Raw genomic sequence first — 16133 nt, forward strand, 5'->3', positions numbered from 1 at the left:
GGGGCCTGCGCCCCGCGCCAACGCGTCATTGCGCCCTCGGCAGGCGGCGTTCCAAATCCTGGCGACGCGGATCGGCCGGGTCCAGGGCGGCGATCAACGGCGTCCACTGGGCGCGCGTCGCCGCCGCATCGCCCCGCTCGAACGCCGCCTGCCCCAGAAAGAAGCGCGCGCCCAACTGGTCCGGGTCCAGCCGCACCGCCTCGCGGAAGGCGGCCTCGGCGTCGCCGCCGATCCGGCCGTCATTGGCCCGCACCAGGCTTTCGCCCAGCCGCGCCCAGGCTTGGGCGTCGGTCGGCTCCAGTTCGATCAGCCGGCGAAAGGCCGAGGCGGCGCCCAACGGGTCGTCGGCCGCGAACCGGGCCGCGCCCAGCATGGCCAGGGCCTGACGATCTTCGGGATTGTCCCGCGCGACCCGCGCCGTCACCGCCGCCAGCTGCGCCGGCTCAAGACCCTCTAGATTGGCGGCCCAGTCATCGACCCGCCGCTCATACTCCTGGTCCGGCAAGCCGGGCGATCCCGTCGCAACATAGAGGGCCAGGGCCCCCGCCGTCGCCGCCGCAATCCCGGCCAGCACCCAGACGCGGTCACGCCGCCCCACGACCGGCGCCGTCACGGCCGGCCCCACCAGCAGTCGGCGGCCCGCCTCGGCCCGAGCCGCAGCATGCGCCGCCTCGTCCAGCAGACCCCGCGCCTTCAGCCGATCCAGTTCGTCCAGTTCCCGCCCGCCAATCTCGGCCTCGCCGGCCGCAGCCGTATCGGCCCCGCGTCGCGCCCCGGTCAGCACCAGCAGCCCGGCCATCGCCGCCGCCAGGCCGGTCATTATCCAGAAGACGATCATCCCCGCCGTCTATCGCATCAGACGACGCCGGGCGAGGCCTCTCTCGTCGCCCGCAGGGCCTCGGCGGCGGCGGCGCGTCGTCGCACCGCCCGCGCCGCCTCCAGCGCATCGAGCAGGGTCAGGAAGCGCGCGGCCACCCCGATCAACCGCAGGGCCTGGTCCGGATCCTCGACATCCCCGTCCGCCACGCTGTCCAGCGCCTCATTAGCCCAGGTGGACAGATAGTCGGTCAGCTCGGTCTTCAACGCCATTCGGTCCGCCTCGCAGCCGAAGGTGTTGGCCGCGCCGCGCAGGCTGGAGACCGCCGACAACAGAGCCGCCGCCGCCTCGATGGGTTCGCCCTTGGCCGGCGCCTCCAACCAGGGACACTGGCGGGTCATGCGACCGGTTATGACCTGACGCTTCATCGGCAGCGCGGCGTGAACGGCGACTGAGGTGGACTTCATCAGGCCCGAGAGCTGGCCCACGACCTGGACCCGCGACATCCGCGCCGCCCGCCCCCAGGGGGAGTCGGGCCGCACCTGAAGGGTCAGGTCCATCTCGGCGAGAACCCCGGCGCACCAGGCCACATCAGCGACGACCTCGGCCATGGCTGTCTCGTCCTGCAATGGCCGGGCGGCGGCGATCCGCTGACCACGCGTCTGGACCGAAGCCAGCAGGCGTTCGACGAAGACCCCCATGTCCGAATGGCTCAGAACGAACTCGCTGTCGGCCAGCCGGCTGGTTTGGGTGACGACCCGAAGCATCCGTTCTGCGTCGGCGACGTGGGCGAACAGGATGTCGATCATCCGCCGCCCGCCCTCCGGGGACACCGCCATGGCGTCCTGGATCAGCAGCCTTAGCCCCGCCAGCTGATTGGCGTCGGGTCGCTCCAGCCAAGCCGGCAGGCGCGGCAGGGCGCTGCGCGCCAGGGGGACCAGGTCGAAACAGCCAGCCAGTTCGGTCGGGGTCGCGGGCGGCGCGTCCGCCTGGGGCTTGCGATACTCCGGCCAGACCTCGCCGGGTCGATCCCGCAGCACCGCCGCCGCATGGGCGCACAGCCGGTCCGCGACCAGGGTCCATTCCCCGTGAGAGGGACCGGCCCCGTCCAGCAAACTGAGAAGCGCCTCCTCGTCCTTTTTGGCCTCGCGCCATATCCGCGCCAGAAGGAAGGACGGGAAGACCAGGGACGGAGTGGCGTCCAATCGCGGTTGGAACAGGGGCAGCACGGGCGCAAAGGCTGTATCGCGGCGGGCGCGGTCGCGCGCCTCCTGCACGATCATGACCGCCAATTCCGCCGCCTTGTCTCCGCCCAAGGCGGGCACGGCCGCGCCCAGCTTCGCCAGGGCGACGTCCGGCGCGGCCTGAACCACCGCCTGAAGGGCGGCGCGATGGGCGGCGGACAGCGAGGACAATGGGCGCTCCCGTCAAAGGGCGTCGAAGACGACACCGTGCCTGCTTTCGGTTAACAACGGCTTCTCGACGTGCGCCCCCCTTGAGCCCGGACGACGGAACGCCATATTCGCGCCACGACGCCGGGCGCGAGAGTCTCGGATTACGGAGCGCCGATGCCGGTTATCGAGATCCAAGGCCTGACCAAGACCTACAAGTCCGGGCTTCAGGCGCTGAAACGCGTCGATCTGACCATAGAAAAGGGCGAGATCTTCGCCCTGCTGGGTCCAAACGGGGCGGGAAAGACCACCCTGATCTCCATCGTCTGCGGCATCGTCAACGCCACGACGGGGACGGTGGTCGCCGACGGTCACGACATCCGCAAGGATTTCCGCGCCGCCCGCACCAAGATCGGCTTGGTGCCGCAGGAGCTGACCACCGACGCCTTCGAGACCGTCCTGGCCACCGTCACCTTCAGCCGGGGCCTGTTCGGCAAGCCGGGCAACCCGGCCCTGATTGAGCAGATCCTGAAAGACCTGTCGCTGTGGGACAAGCGCGACGCCAAGATCATGACCCTGTCGGGCGGGATGAAGCGCCGCGTGATGATCGCCAAGGCCCTGAGCCACGAGCCGGACATCCTGTTCCTGGACGAACCCACCGCCGGGGTTGATGTCGAGCTGCGCCGTGACATGTGGGCCATGGTCCGCAAACTGCGCGAGCGCGGCGTCACCATCATATTGACCACCCACTATATCGAAGAGGCCGAGGAGATGGCTGATCGGGTGGGCGTGATCCTGAAGGGCGAACTGATCCTGGTCGAGGAAAAGACCGCCCTGATGAAGAAGCTGGGCAAGAAGACCCTGACCCTGAACCTGATCGAACCACTGGCCGCCCTGCCGGCTGAACTGTCGGACTGGGACCTGACGTTGAACGCAGACGGGGGCGAGCTGGAATACAGTTTCGACGCCCAGGCCGACGACACCGGCGTGCCGTCGCTGATCCGCCGGCTGGAACGGCTGAACATCGGCTTCAAGGATCTGAACACCCGCCAGAGCTCGCTGGAAGACATTTTCGTCAGCCTGGTCCACCGCGACGGGGAGGCCGCCTGATGAACTTCAACGGACATGGCGTCTGGGCCATCTATCGGTTCGAGATGGCGCGGGCCCTGCGCACCCTGTGGCAGAGCGTGGTCACGCCGGTGATCACCACCGCCCTGTATTTTGTCGTCTTCGGCAGCGCGATCGGCGGTCGGATGGAGGCGGTCGACGGCGTCGCCTACGGCGTCTTCATCGTGCCGGGCTTGATCATGCTGAGCCTGTTCACCCAGTCGATCTTCAACGCCTCTTTCGGCATCTATTTCCCGAAATTCACCGGCACCATCTACGAGATCCTGTCGGCGCCGGTGTCGTCGCTGGAGGTGGTGCTGGCCTATGTCGGAGCGGCGGCGACCAAGTCGGCTGTGCTGGGCCTGATCATCCTGGCGACCGCGGCCCTGTTCGTCCCGCTGCAGGTGCTGCACCCGGTCATGATGCTGGCCATGCTGGTGCTGATCTCGGTGACCTTCAGCCTGTTCGGTTTCATCATCGGTATCTGGGCCGGGAGTTTCGAACAGCTGAACTTCATTCCGATGCTGATCGTGACGCCCCTGACCTTCCTGGGCGGATCCTTCTATTCGATCGACATGCTGCCCGAGGGCTGGCGCACGGTCGCCCTGTTCAACCCGGTAGTCTATCTGATCTCGGGCTTCCGCTGGACCTTCTACGGCGCGGGCGACGTGGCGATCGGGATCAGCGTGGCCGCGACCCTGGGCTTCTTCGCCCTGTGCCTGGCCGTGGTCATGTGGATGTTCAAGACCGGTTATCGACTGAAGGCCTGACGAACACGACCTGACGCTCCGCCAGAGCCGTCACGAAACCGGCTAGATCGCCTGCGAGTAGAGTAGCATGTCCGACGACGCCAAGAGCCCGACTGAACCGACCGCACCCGCGGGGTCGACGCCGGAGCCGTTCCAGCGCAAACAGGTGACCTGGGGCCGGATGCCCACGACCACCTTCCATGTCGGCCCTGTGCCGGTCGCGCCCAACCCGCTGGATCGGATTCCCAATCGGCCGCCGTTGAAGACGCCGTTGGGTCAAGCTCAAGCGGCGCAACCGCAGCGGGCGCAAGCCCGTCGGGCGACGCCAGCGCCGCGCCCCGGCGCCGGAATACTGAGCGGCTCGTTGATCCCCCAGGCTCGCCCCGCATCCGCCCCCCTGCCGACGCCGTCCACCGTCCCGCCCAAGCCCGCCGTTCAGGCGGCGGCCGATGTCGATCTGACGGTGCGTCCCCTGCCCAGCGCAGCGCCGGAGCCCGCGCCGACGCCTGCGCCCCAGGGAGCGGCAGACCCCACGCCGCCCGTCCCGGCGAGCGCCCCAGTTGTTGAGAAGCCCGAACCCGCCCCTGTGGTATCGCCCGGCATCGCCCGCCCGACCCGAAGGGCCTCCCGACTGCCGGCCTATATCGGTTTAGGCGCGGCAGCCGCCCTGATCGTCGGCGGCGGCCTGTGGTTCGCGCTGCGTGCCGCGCCCGAGCCTGCAGCGCCGCTGAACGCCGCACCCGCCGCTGCGCCGGCGGCTACGGCCCCCGCCCCTATCACGCCGGTCGCCGAGACGCCTCCGCCCGCCCCGCCCGTCGAGTCGGCGGCGGTCGAAACCGCCGCGGCCGGCGCCGCGACGCCCCGGCCGACGGCGTCGGCTCCCAACCCGACGAGCGCTCCAAACAGAACGCAAACGCCACCGACGACCCAGCCCGCCCCGCCCCCTGCTCCGACCGTCGCCACGCCGTCCCAACCTGCGCCGACGACCGCTCAGCCGCCCCAGGTTGTGATAGTCCCCGCGCCGACCGCCGCTCGCCCGACCCAGACGGACCCGGACGCCCCCGTCGTGACGCGGCCGCAGCCGCTGGACTGACCGCGCTCGGATTGACGGCTTCAGGGCGGCGGAGAAAGCCAGGGCCGCCGCTTCCTTCAACTTGGTTATTCTCCCGTTAACCATCTTCCCGGCATTTTCTGCCCAGTGATTTGCGGGAGCCTGTGGCGATGAACGGCGCGGAAGTTCTGGATGTGGGGCGCGACGCCATCTGGCTGACGATCCAGCTGTGCCTGCCGGTCTTGCTGGTCGGCCTGGTCGTCGGCGTGGTGATCGGCCTGTTCCAGGCCCTGACGCAGATCCAGGAACAGACCCTGATCTATGCGCCCAAGATCATCGCCATCTTCGTCTCCCTGTTGCTGTTCCTGCCGCTGATGGGCGCTCTGCTGGGCGGCTTCATGCGCCAGATCGCGGCCCGCATCGCGGGCATGTAGACGGGTGGAGGCCTACGCCACCGCCGATCAGGTCTGGGCCGGCGGGCTGATCTTCGCCCGGATCGGGGCGATGCTGATGGTCATCCCCGGCTTCGGCGAGACCTATGTCCCGCCGCGCGTACGCCTGTCCCTGGCCCTGGTCATCAGCCTGGCCCTGTGGCCGGTGGTGCGCGGAACTCTGCCGGGCCTGCCCGAAACCGTAGGCGGCATGGCCGGATGGATCATCCGCGAAGTGGTCGTCGGCCTGATGATCGGCATGCTGCTGCGGATGTTCCTGACCGCCCTCACGACGGCGGGCGAGATCGTGTCGCTTCAGACCACCCTCAGCTTCGCCCAGACCGCCAACCCCCTCCAGGCCGCGCCCGGATCGACCATCTCCTCGTTCCTGATGCTGTTCGGGGTGACGCTGATTTTCGCCACCAACACCGATCATCTGTTCATCGCCGGCATGGTCGGCTCCTACGAACTGATTGCCCCGGCCAAGCCCCTGATCATGAGCGACTTCACCGAAATGGCGGTGCGGACCTTGGGCGACAGCTTTCTGCTGGGGGTGCAGCTGTCGGCGCCGGTTCTGGTGTTCGCCCTGATCTTCAACCTGGCCTCGGGCCTGATTGCGCGGGTCATGCCCTCGTTCCAGGTCTATTTCGCCGCCGCGCCTCTGAGCGTCATCCTGGGCCTGTCGATCTTCGCGCTCAGCCTGGGCGCCCTGGGCACCGTCTTCATCGACCGCTACCGCCGCCTCGCCGAGGTGTTCGCGGCCGGCGCCTTCGGGGGAGGGGCGGGTGGCTGACGACACCGACCCCGAGTCGAAAACAGAAGACGCCACCCCTCGAAAACTCGAGGAAGCGCGCAAGAAAGGCGACGTCGCCAAGTCCCAGGACGTCGGACAGGTTCTGTCCCTGGCCGGGGCGGCGGCCGTAGTCCTGGGATCCGGGGGATGGTTCGCCGGGTCGATGGCGCAACAGCTGCTGCCCTTCATCGCCCAGCCGCACCAGATGCTGGGCATGCTGGATTCCGGCGCCGGGACGCAGATCCTGGCCAAAGCCCTGTGGGCCATGACCCCCTTTCTGGGGGCGGTGATGCTGGCGACCATTCTGGGCGGCGCGGGCGGACATCTGGCTCAGTCGGGCCTGATATTCACAGCCGAAAAGCTGAAGCCGCAATGGTCGGCGGTGAACCCGATGTCGGGCTTCAAGCGGATTTTCGGACCCGACGGTCTGATGCAGTTCGTCAAGACCTTCCTGAAGCTGATCGCGGTCTGCGTCGTCTGCTGGATGGTGCTGAAGCCCCATGTTCGCGAGTTCGAAAACATGGTGACGCTGAGCCCCGCCGCCTTGCTGCCGCTGGCGCGGGACATGAGCCTAGCCTTGATTATCGCGGCCATCATCCTTCTGGGCGCGACGGCCGGGGCCGACTTCATCTGGCAAAAGATGCGCTTCGCCAAGCGGATGCGGATGACCAAGGAAGAGCTGAAAGAAGACTACAAACAGTCCGAAGGCGACCCTCACGTAAAGGCCAAGCTGAAGCAGATCCGCATGCAACGCAGCCGCCAGCGGATGATGGCCAATGTGCCCAAGGCCACGGTCATCGTCACCAACCCGACCCACTATTCGGTGGCCCTGCGCTACGAACCCAGCGAGGGTGACGGGGCGCCGGTGTGTGTGGCCAAGGGCGTCGACGCCCTGGCGCTGCGGATCCGCGAAGTGGCCAAGGAACACAATGTGCCGATCGTCGAGAACGTGCCGCTGGCCCGCGCCCTCTACGCCTCGGTCGAGATCGACGCCGTCATTCCCAAGGAACATTTCGAAGCCGCCGCCAAGATCATCGGCTTCGTCTTCCAGTCCCGGAAACGCCGGTAAGACCCAGTAAGGCCCCAGGCCCGATTTGGGGGTATGATTCAGACCACTGATTCGCGAGGCCGCATGAAGTCCACCCGTCGTCTTCCGTTCGACCTGCTCGCCGTCGCGACGGCGTTCGGCGTCGTCGTGGCCATCGCCGCCCTGGCCTATCCGGCCTTCAAGGCCAATCCGATGTCGGCGCCGGGGATGATCCTGCTGGTGACGGCGGGTCTGATCGCCCTGATCGGCCTGTTCGGCTTCCGCCGCGCCGAAACCGTCAAGCCGTCCAGCGACGTCGCCGTCGACATGCTGGACGCCATGGCCGAGCCGGCGGCCCTGGTGTGGGAGACGGGGCAGGTGCTGGCCTTCAACGGCGCCTGGGCCCAGGCCAACGGCACCATCACCGCCCTGCCACGCGGCAAGTCGGCCCAGGCCCTGTACATGGCCTTCGCCCAGGCGCGTCGAGGCGAGCCCGGCCACGCCATCGTCCAGATCGGAGAGCGCGAGGTCGAGGTCGTGATCGGCAAGGCCGGCGACAACCGCTTCCTGCTGCGCGTCGCGCCTGAGGCCGTCCTGCCCGTGCCGGTCGCGGCTACCGCGCCGACGAACGGCGCTGCGGCGGGCGAATCCCGCGCCATGGCCGCCGGCGCCCCGTTCGGCTCGGCCGTTATCGACGGCGCCGACCTGTTCGCCGGCCGCGCGCAAGAGGCCAACGCCGCCCTGGCTGTCCTGACCGGTCCCGGCGCGGCCCGCGACGCCGCCTTCGGCCATCTGTTCGAGCCGATGGGCCTGGCCGAGGCCCGGGTGAAGCTGGCGGCCGGTTCGTCCGGCCCCATCGAACTGGTCGCCCGAGCCTATCCCGACAAGATGCTGCACCTCTATGTGGCGCCGGAAGGCGAGCGCAAACGCATCTGGCTGTTCGACGTCTCGGCGCAGAAGTCGATGGAGCTGCAGCTGTCCCAGGCCCAGAAGATGCAGGCCGTGGGCCAGCTGGCCGGGGGCGTGGCGCACGATTTCAACAATCTGCTGACGGCCATCCAGTTGCAGCTGTCCGGCCTGCTGGAGCGGCATCCGGTCGGCGATCCCTCGTATGAGGGGCTGAACGAAATCCGCCAGACCGCTATCCGCGCCGCCGACCTGGTGCGCAAGCTTCTGGCCTTCTCGCGCAAGTCCACCGTCCGGCGCGAACGTCTGGACCTCGGCGAACTGGTCGGCGAGTTCGCCGTCCTGCTGCGCCGTCTGCTGCGTGAGGACGTGCGGCTGGAAACCGACTACGGCCGCGACCTGCCGGTGGTGCTGGCCGACAAGAGCCAGCTGGAGACGGCGGTCATGAACCTGGCCGTCAATGCCCGCGACGCCATGCGCGGCGTGGTCGAGCCCGGCGACGCGGTCGTCACCATCACCACACGCCGCCTGACCGGGAACGAGGCCCGCCAGCTGGGTTGGCCTGACGCACCGACCGACGAGGTCGCCCTGATCGAGGTGTCCGACACCGGGCCCGGCGTGCCGCCCGAACTGGTGGACAAGATCTTCGAACCTTTCTTCACTACCAAGGCGGTGAACGAGGGCACCGGCATGGGCCTGGCCACCGTCTACGGCATCGCGCAACAGGCCGGCGGCCATATCTCGGTCAGCAATATCGAAGGCCCCCACGGCATGAGCATGGGCGCCGCCTTCCGCATCTTCCTGCCTGCGGCGGGCGAGGCGGAACTGGCAGAGGTCCAGCCGGTCGAGGTCAAGGTCAAGGCGCCGCGCGACCTGTCGGGCGCCGGCCGCATCCTGTTCGTCGAGGACGAGGATGCGGTGCGCGGCATCGCCGCCCGCCTGTTGCGCCAGCGCGGCTATGAGGTGATCGAGGCCGCCGACGGCGAGGAGGCCCTGATCCTGGCCGAGGAATACGCGGGCCAGATCGACATGATGATCTCCGACGTCATCATGCCCGGCCTTGACGGACCGTCCCTGCTGAAGAAGGCGCGCAAATACCTGGGCGACGCCCCGGTCATGTTCATCTCGGGCTATGCCGAAAGCGACTTCTCGGACCTGCTTCAGGACGAGGTCGGCGTCTCCTTCCTGCCCAAGCCGCTGGACATCAAGACCCTGGCGGAAAGGGTGAAACAGGAACTGCACGCGGGCTGAGACGCCCGCCGCCGGTCGCTAAGCGGCGCGGCGCAGGGCTGAGGGTGATTTGACGTACAGGCCCTGGCGGCCGCTGACGGGGCGGAAGGCGACGGTTTCGCCTTCCAGCTGTTCGTTCAGGCCCAGGAACAGGCAGCCGTCGTCGACCAGCCTGCGTTCCAGCCCGTCCAGCACGCGGGCCCTGCGCGACGGCTCCATGTCAGCCAGCACATTGCGGCAGAAGATGACGTCGAAACGGGCCTCGTCCGCCGGCTCGTCCAGCAGATTGGCGCGGGCGAAGCGCACTCTGTCGGCCAGTTCGTCACGGACCCGCCAGTTGTCCTCGGCCGGCTCGAACCAGCGCAGCATGGTATGGGCGGTCAGGCCCCGCTGAATCTCGAAACCCGTATAGAGACCGGACCGCGCCTTCTCGATCGCACGCTGGGAAAGATCGGTGGCGACCAGATCCACGGCGACTCCGGCGTCCAGACCGGCCATGGCGATGGACCAGGCTTCCTGGCCCGTCGAGCAGCCGGCAGACCAGACGCTGACCCGGCCGCCGGGCCGCGCCCGGCTCAGGGCCGGCAGCAGCTCGTTCTCAAGCACTGCGAAGGGCGCACGGTCACGGCGAAACCAGGTCTCTACGTTCAGCAGAGCCTCGATCACGGCCCAGCCCAGGGAGGCGACCGGATTGGCCCAGAGATTGGTCAGCAGGGCCTCGACATTGGCATAGCCTTCGCGGCGCGCGATCGGGCCCAGCCGGTGTTCGGCCAAGTGGATGCGATCCCGCGTCAGCCGATAGCCGGCGCGGGTAGCCAAAAGTCCTTGGAGTCTGTCGAAGTCCTCGGGGGTCATGCCGCGATCGCACCGACCTCCGTCAATTTGGATTGCAGGATCTCGCCGTCGAACGGCTTCATCACATAGTCGTCGGCCCCGGCGGCCAGGGCCTCGGCGATCCGTTCGGGTCGGGTCTCAATGGTGCAGAACAGGACCTTAGGCCTGTCGCCGCCCGGCATGGCGCGCAGGCGGCGTAGGAAGGTCAGCCCGTCCATCACGGGCATGTTCCAGTCGATCAGCAGCAGATCGGGCATGACGCCGGTGCAATAGGCCAGGGCCTCGGCGCCGTCCGCAGCCTCATCGACTTCATAGTCCAGACCCTCGACGATTCGGCGGGCCACCTTGCGGATGATCCGGCTGTCGTCGACGATGAGGCAGGTTTTGAAATCCAAGGCGAGGCTCCCCAGGGGCGCTGGGCTTCCGACAGAAGTCACGCGTCCCGCACCATCGCCCGATTCCAGTTAACGAGTCGTTTGGAAACGCCTCAGAGCGGCATTCTCGCGATCAGAGAAACCCGCCCTTCCTCGACCGTCGTCTGCAGGTCGCCGCCCGCCTGAACGACGGTCAGCCACAACCAATAGGGCTGAATCCACTGGCCCGCCAGACCTTCCGTCAGCCGCTCTCCGGCCAGGCCCGTGACCGCCTCAGGCTTCAGCCTTGCGCGCGCGCCCTCGGCGAAACCCTCGAAAACCAAGGCGCCGCCTTCGACATGCGACTGGATCACCGCATTGCCGCCCATCGGCAGGGCGCCGACGGTCAGATAAGCCAGATTGATCAAGGCCCGCGCCTGGGGCTTGGAGAACTCGCCCTCGACGATCCGCCAGTCCAGCGACGCGCGGCCGCCCTCGGTCATGGCGGCGACCAGGGATTGAAGCTCGCGGGCGTTGAACCGTTCGCTGGTCGTCGCGGCGCCGAACGCCACCCGGGCGAAATGCACCAGGGAGACCATCTTGCGGGCGCTTTGCTCGATCAGGGACAGGGCGTCCTCGCGCATGTCCTGGGCCGTGGGATCGCGCATCAGGTCCAGGCCCGAAACGATCGCGCCCGATGGGCTGATGAAGTCGTGGCACAGCTTGGCGGCGATGTAGGTGGCCAGCTCAGTTCCGTCGACGGGCAGGTCCAGCGGGGCTTTGGCGGCGGCGGTCGAATTCATGGAGTCGAGCATACTCTCGTCGGCGTTCAGGTCACAGTTCGTGTCGCGCGCGAGGCTGACGTGATTTGCCGGTTCATGGAACCGCCGTGATGGTCTATCGAGCGCCTAATGACGACCTCCCCCACCAACACCCTGTCCCAAGACCTCGAATCCGGCGCCCTGGCCTTGGCCATCGCCGAGATCGCCGAAGACGCCGCGCGCGTCATCCTGCCCTTCTGGCGCAACGACACCGCTGTCGAAACCAAGTCGGACGACAGCCCCGTCACCCAGGCTGACCGCGCCGCTGAGGCCCTGATCCTCGAACGGCTGGCCGCCCTCTATCCCGGCGTCCAGACGGTGGCCGAGGAAGCCGTGGCCGCGAACGGCGCCCCGGCTTCCGCCGACGACTGGTTCTGGCTGATCGACCCGCTGGACGGCACCAAGGGATTCGTGCGCGGCGGCGAGGCCTTCACCGTCAATATCGCCCTGATGCACGCCGGCTATCCGGTGGCGGGCGTGGTCACAGCCCCCGCGACGGGCACCACCTGGCGCACCGACATCCCCGGCGCGGGCGCCTTCCGCCGCCAGTTCGGCGAGCAGCAGCAGGGCGAGGCCCACGCCGGCGCCGAATGGCGGCCGATCAAGGTGCGCGACCGCCCGCAGGAGGGCATGGCCCTGCTGAGCCACAGCGTCTCCGACGAAGAGGCCGCGCGCCTGGCCGCCCGCCACGGCTGCACCCGCTGGCAGGGCACGGACTCGTCGCTGAAGTTCTGCCTGATCGCCGAGGGTCGGTTCGACGCCTATCCCCGCTCGGGCCCGACCTCCGAATGGGATACGGCGGCCGGTCAGGCCGTGCTGGAGGCGGCCGGCGGCCGCGTCCTGGCCGACGACGGCCAGCGCCTGACCTACGGCAAGCCGAAGTTCCTCAATGGTCCCTTCGTGGCCATGGGCGGCTGACGCTGAGAGACGGGAGAGGATTCTCTCCCTTCATCTTTCGGGCCTATATGGAGATCGACGACCGGCGCGCGCCGGGATAGCGGACGATCCTATGGCCGACACCACCCTGTTCCATTCTCCCAAGACCCACGGTTTCGTGCGCGTGGCGGCGGCGACCCCGATCAGCCATGTGGGCGACCCCAGGGCCAACGCCGAGGAGCACCTGGCCCTGATCCGTCAGGCCGCCGATCAGGGCGTGGACCTGATGGTCTTCCCCGAACTGTCGCTGTCGGCCTACGCCATCGACGACCTGCATATGCAGGCCGCGCTGCTGGAAGAAGTGGAACGCCAGATCGCGGTCATCGCCCAGGCGACGGGCGAGCATGATCTGGTGGCGGTGGTCGGCGCGCCGATCCGCAACGGCGACGCCCTGTACAACTGCGCCGTGGTGATGGGCGCGGGCGAGGTTCTGGGCGTCGTGCCCAAGACCTATCTGCCCAACTACCGGGAATATTACGAGAAACGCTGGTTCGCCCCGGCGGCGGCCCGCGCCGAGGACGTGGTCCGGCTGAACGGCGAGACGGTGGACTTCGCCCCCGGCCTGGTGTTCGAGGCGGTCAACCGGCCGGGCTTCGTCTTCGCGGTCGAAATCTGCGAGGACTATTGGGCGCCCCTGCCCCCCTCGACCCGCGCGGCCCTGGCGGGCGCGCGAATCCTGCTGAACCTGTCGGCCTCCAACATCGTCATCGGCAAGGCTGACGAGCGCGCCATGCTCAGCGCCAGCCATTCGGCCCGCACCCTGTCGGCCTATGTCTTCACCGCCTCGGGCTGGGGCGAAAGCACGACCGACCTGGCCTGGGACGGGCAGGCGACCATCCACGAACTGGGGTCGAAACTGGCCGAAGGCGAGCGGTTCGCCCTGGAGAACCACCTGACCCTCGCCGATGTCGACGTGGACCGGATCGGACTGGACCGCCTGAGAAACGGCACTTTCGCCGAATGCGCGCGGGTCGAGGGCGAGGCGGCGACGGTCGTGCCCTTCATGGCGCGCGAGGATGCGGTCGAGAGCGAGCTGATCCGCCCGCTGGACCGTTTCCCCTTCGTGCCGGACGACGCCGGGCGGCTGGACCAGGACTGCTACGAGGCCTTCAACATCCAGGTCCAGGGCCTGATGCGTCGGATGGCGGCGACGAACGGCGAACGTCTGGTGATCGGCGTGTCGGGCGGGCTGGATTCGACCCAGGCCCTGCTGGTCGCCTGCCGCGCCTTTGACCGGCTGAACCTGCCACGCACCAACATCCTGGGCTTCACCATGCCGGGCTTCGCAACCTCGGACGGGACCAAGTCCAACGCCTGGGCCCTGATGAAGGCCCTGGGCGTCACCGGGGCCGAGATCGACATCCGCCCCGCCGCCGAACAGATGTTCAAGGACATCGGCCACCCCTATGCGGCGGGCGAACCGGTCCACGACATCACCTTCGAGAATGTGCAGGCGGGGCTACGGACCGATTATCTGTTCCGGCTGGCCAACCAGAACCGGGCCTTCGTCCTGGGCACCGGCGACCTGTCGGAACTGGCCCTGGGCTGGGCCACCTATGGCGTCGGCGACCATATGAGCCACTACAACGTCAACGGCGGGGTGGCGAAGACCCTGATCCGCCACCTGATCCGCTGGGTGGCCGCGCGCGAACTGGTCGGCGCCGAGGCGACCCCGACCCTGCACGCCATCCTGGACACCGAGATCTCGCCCGAACTGGTCCCGGCCAGGGACGGCGTGATCCAGTCTACCGAAGGCACGGTCGGCCCCTATGCGCTGAACGACTTCTTCCTGTTCTACATCAGCCGCTTCGGCCTGAAGCCGTCCAAGGTCGCCTTCCTGGCGCACCAGGCCTGGGGCGACGCCGGCGCCGGGCATTGGCCCGCGAACACCCCGGATGACGAAAAGGTCGAATACGACCTGGCGACCATCAAGGCCTGGCTTCGGAAATTCCTGATCCGCTTCTTCCAGACCGCCCAGTTCAAACGCTCGGCCCTGCCGAACGGCCCGAAGGTGGTGACCGGCGGCTCCCTGTCCCCACGCGGCGACTGGCGCGCCCCGTCGGACGGCAATGCGCGGGTCTGGCTGGACGAACTGGACGCCAACGTCCCGGACGCCTGACGGCGTCGGTTCCCTGTTCGGGCTATCGCGCTTCGCGCTACTTGAGCCCGCGACACCGCTCATATCCACATCGGAAGTGCGGATATTGCGTGACGCGTCTGGCATCGGTCGCTAGAAGCTTCGCCATGACCGAAGACGTGACCAAAGACTCGAACGGCAACATCCTGGCCGACGGCGACAGCGTGACCCTGATCAAGGATTTGAAGGTCAAGGGCTCGGGCGGCGTGACGCTGAAGCGCGGCACCTTGGTCAAGAACATCCGTCTGACCGGCGACACCGACGAGATCGAGGCCAATGTCGACAAGGTGCGCGGCCTCGTCCTGCGCGTCGAGTTCGTGAAGAAGGCCTAACCGCCCCCTCTTTCCAAACGGGACGTCAGCCGCCATCTAGCGGCCTATGACCGACACCCTCGCCGCCCCCGTTTCGACCGCCGCAACTGGCAAGATCCCCGTCACCGTCCTGACCGGCTATCTCGGCGCGGGCAAGACCACCCTGCTGAACCGGATCCTGACCGAGGATCACGGCAAGCGGTACGCCGTCATCGTCAACGAGTTCGGCGAGATCGGCATCGACAACGACCTGGTGGTCGGCGCCGACGAGGACGTGTTCGAGATGAACAACGGCTGCGTCTGCTGCACGGTGCGCGGCGACCTGATCCGCGTGGTCGCCGGCCTGATGAAGCGCCAGCGCCCCGGCAAGCCCGCCTTCGACGCCATCATCGTCGAGACCACGGGCCTGGCCGATCCCGGTCCGGTGGCCCAGACCTTCTTCGTCGACGAGGACGTCAAGGCCAAGACCCAGCTGGACAGCGTCACCACCCTGGTCGACGCCAAACATGTGATGGCGCGGCTGGACGACTCAAAAGAGGCCCGCGAACAGGTGGCCTTCGCCGACCGCATCATCCTGAACAAGGTCGATCTGGCCACGCCCGAAGAGCTGGACGCGGTCGAGGCCCGGCTGCGGTCGCTGAACCCTCTGGCCCCCATCGTCCGGGCCGAACGCTCGAACGTGCCGCTGGACCAGGTGTTGGGGCTGCACGCCTTCGACCTGGATCGTATTCTGGAGGTCAAGCCGGACTTCGTGAACCCGCCCCACGGCGCCGATGGTCATGTCCACGACGAGCATTGCGGCCACGACCACCATCATCATGACCATGACCATGACCACGGGCATGACCATGATCATCACGACCACGCCCACGGCGCGCACACCCATGGCGCGCGCGGCCACGCCCACCAGGACGACATCAAGGGGATTTCCCTCTCGCTGGACCGGCCGCTGGACGGGGCGAAATTCACCGCCTGGCTGGACCGGCTGCTCGGCGAACAGGGTCAGAACATCTTGCGCGCCAAGGGCATCATCGACGTCCAGGGCGAGAACCGCCGCCTGGTCTTCCAGGCCGTCCACATGATCCTGGAGGGCGACCTGCAACGCGAATGGGGCGAGAGCGAACGCCGCTGGAGCCGCGCGGTCTTCATCGGCCGCGAGCTGGACGAGGCCGCGCTGCGAGCCGGGTTCGAGGCCTGCGCGGCCTGAGGATCACCGTCCGGGCCGCGAGGCCCGGACGG

General features: G+C 68.0%; 16 protein-coding genes. 11 read left to right on the forward strand and 5 right to left on the reverse strand.

Annotated features, from left to right (window positions below; genetic code table 11):
• Positions 1-25: 25 nt before the first annotated feature.
• Both ccmI and ACW17X_RS09135 read right to left on the reverse strand, forming a co-directional pair.
• Entirely contained in the window at positions 26-838 is an 813-nt protein-coding gene (gene ccmI, locus ACW17X_RS09130; RefSeq protein WP_492096858.1) for a c-type cytochrome biogenesis protein CcmI, read from the reverse strand.
• 17 nt (positions 839-855) lie between these two features.
• Positions 856-2232, reverse strand: coding sequence for a hypothetical protein (locus ACW17X_RS09135; RefSeq protein ID WP_492096859.1), 1377 nt, complete (start codon positions 2230-2232; stop codon positions 856-858).
• A gap of 153 nt (positions 2233-2385) precedes the next feature.
• On the opposite strand from ACW17X_RS09135, the gene ACW17X_RS09140 reads away from it, so the two are divergent.
• The 7 genes from ACW17X_RS09140 to cckA all read left to right on the forward strand — a co-directional run bounded on the left by ACW17X_RS09140 (position 2386) and on the right by cckA (position 9523).
• Positions 2386-3318: an ABC transporter ATP-binding protein gene (locus ACW17X_RS09140; RefSeq protein WP_492096860.1), complete on the forward strand. Its 933-nt coding sequence runs from the start codon at positions 2386-2388 to the stop codon at positions 3316-3318.
• Positions 3318-4085, forward strand: coding sequence for an ABC transporter permease (locus tag ACW17X_RS09145; protein ID WP_492096861.1), 768 nt, complete (start codon positions 3318-3320; stop codon positions 4083-4085). The genes ACW17X_RS09140 and ACW17X_RS09145 overlap by 1 nt, the downstream gene beginning before the upstream one ends.
• 67 nt (positions 4086-4152) lie before the next feature.
• Positions 4153-5157, forward strand: a complete 1005-nt coding sequence (locus tag ACW17X_RS09150) for a hypothetical protein (RefSeq protein WP_492096862.1) — start codon at positions 4153-4155, stop codon at positions 5155-5157.
• Between the two features lie 128 nt (positions 5158-5285).
• Positions 5286-5549, forward strand: coding sequence for a flagellar biosynthesis protein FliQ (fliQ, locus tag ACW17X_RS09155; RefSeq protein ID WP_008258892.1), 264 nt, complete (start codon positions 5286-5288; stop codon positions 5547-5549).
• Positions 5550-5553: 4 nt separating this feature from the next.
• Entirely contained in the window at positions 5554-6339 is a 786-nt protein-coding gene (fliR, locus tag ACW17X_RS09160) for a flagellar biosynthetic protein FliR (protein ID WP_492096863.1), read from the forward strand.
• Positions 6332-7408, forward strand: coding sequence for a flagellar biosynthesis protein FlhB (flhB, locus tag ACW17X_RS09165; RefSeq protein WP_492096864.1), 1077 nt, complete (start codon positions 6332-6334; stop codon positions 7406-7408). Before fliR ends, flhB begins: the two co-directional genes overlap by 8 nt.
• A 63-nt stretch (positions 7409-7471) precedes the next feature.
• Positions 7472-9523, forward strand: coding sequence for a cell cycle histidine kinase CckA (gene cckA / locus ACW17X_RS09170; RefSeq protein WP_492096865.1), 2052 nt, complete (start codon positions 7472-7474; stop codon positions 9521-9523).
• Between the two features lie 18 nt (positions 9524-9541).
• Here the strand turns inward: cckA and ACW17X_RS09175 are convergent, their stop codons facing one another.
• The 3 genes from ACW17X_RS09175 to chpT all read right to left on the reverse strand — a co-directional run bounded on the left by ACW17X_RS09175 (position 9542) and on the right by chpT (position 11492).
• Positions 9542-10357, reverse strand: coding sequence for a CheR family methyltransferase (locus ACW17X_RS09175; RefSeq protein ID WP_492096866.1), 816 nt, complete (start codon positions 10355-10357; stop codon positions 9542-9544).
• Complete coding sequence (locus ACW17X_RS09180; protein ID WP_492096867.1) at positions 10354-10731, reverse strand: response regulator; 378 nt, start codon at positions 10729-10731, stop codon at positions 10354-10356. The genes ACW17X_RS09175 and ACW17X_RS09180 overlap by 4 nt, the downstream gene beginning before the upstream one ends.
• A 92-nt stretch (positions 10732-10823) precedes the next feature.
• Entirely contained in the window at positions 10824-11492 is a 669-nt protein-coding gene (gene chpT / locus ACW17X_RS09185; protein ID WP_492096868.1) for a histidine phosphotransferase ChpT, read from the reverse strand.
• A gap of 108 nt (positions 11493-11600) precedes the next feature.
• On the opposite strand from chpT, the gene cysQ reads away from it, so the two are divergent.
• The 4 genes from cysQ (at position 11601) to ACW17X_RS09205 (ending at position 16101) form a co-directional block, all read left to right on the forward strand.
• Positions 11601-12428 carry a 3'(2'),5'-bisphosphate nucleotidase CysQ gene (gene cysQ, locus ACW17X_RS09190; protein ID WP_492096869.1) on the forward strand — a complete coding sequence of 276 codons (828 nt, stop codon included), beginning with the start codon at positions 11601-11603 and terminating at the stop codon, positions 12426-12428.
• Between the two features lie 91 nt (positions 12429-12519).
• Positions 12520-14565, forward strand: coding sequence for an NAD(+) synthase (locus tag ACW17X_RS09195; protein WP_492096870.1), 2046 nt, complete (start codon positions 12520-12522; stop codon positions 14563-14565).
• A gap of 125 nt (positions 14566-14690) precedes the next feature.
• A complete protein-coding gene (locus ACW17X_RS09200) occupies positions 14691-14915 on the forward strand; it encodes an alkylphosphonate utilization protein (protein ID WP_008263608.1) in 225 nt (74 codons plus the stop codon).
• Positions 14916-14961: 46 nt separating this feature from the next.
• Positions 14962-16101 (forward strand): CobW family GTP-binding protein, encoded by a 1140-nt coding sequence (locus ACW17X_RS09205; RefSeq protein ID WP_492096871.1) that lies wholly within the window; start codon positions 14962-14964, stop codon positions 16099-16101.
• Positions 16102-16133: the final 32 nt, after the last annotated feature.

The organism is Brevundimonas sp. FV1ye4L (assembly GCF_058681255.1).

Coding starts and splice junctions, on each gene's coding strand:
- ccmI (WP_492096858.1), bottom strand. CDS start 838: ATGATCGTCTTCTGGATAATGACCGGCCTGGCGGCGGCGATGGCCGGG.
- ACW17X_RS09140 (WP_492096860.1), top strand. CDS start 2,386: ATGCCGGTTATCGAGATCCAAGGCCTGACCAAGACCTACAAGTCCGGG.
- ACW17X_RS09145 (WP_492096861.1), top strand. CDS start 3,318: ATGAACTTCAACGGACATGGCGTCTGGGCCATCTATCGGTTCGAGATG.
- ACW17X_RS09150 (WP_492096862.1), top strand. CDS start 4,153: ATGTCCGACGACGCCAAGAGCCCGACTGAACCGACCGCACCCGCGGGG.
- fliQ (WP_008258892.1), top strand. CDS start 5,286: ATGAACGGCGCGGAAGTTCTGGATGTGGGGCGCGACGCCATCTGGCTG.
- cckA (WP_492096865.1), top strand. CDS start 7,472: ATGAAGTCCACCCGTCGTCTTCCGTTCGACCTGCTCGCCGTCGCGACG.
- ACW17X_RS09175 (WP_492096866.1), bottom strand. CDS start 10,357: ATGACCCCCGAGGACTTCGACAGACTCCAAGGACTTTTGGCTACCCGC.
- chpT (WP_492096868.1), bottom strand. CDS start 11,492: ATGAATTCGACCGCCGCCGCCAAAGCCCCGCTGGACCTGCCCGTCGAC.
- cysQ (WP_492096869.1), top strand. CDS start 11,601: ATGACGACCTCCCCCACCAACACCCTGTCCCAAGACCTCGAATCCGGC.
- ACW17X_RS09195 (WP_492096870.1), top strand. CDS start 12,520: ATGGCCGACACCACCCTGTTCCATTCTCCCAAGACCCACGGTTTCGTG.
- ACW17X_RS09200 (WP_008263608.1), top strand. CDS start 14,691: ATGACCGAAGACGTGACCAAAGACTCGAACGGCAACATCCTGGCCGAC.
- ACW17X_RS09205 (WP_492096871.1), top strand. CDS start 14,962: ATGACCGACACCCTCGCCGCCCCCGTTTCGACCGCCGCAACTGGCAAG.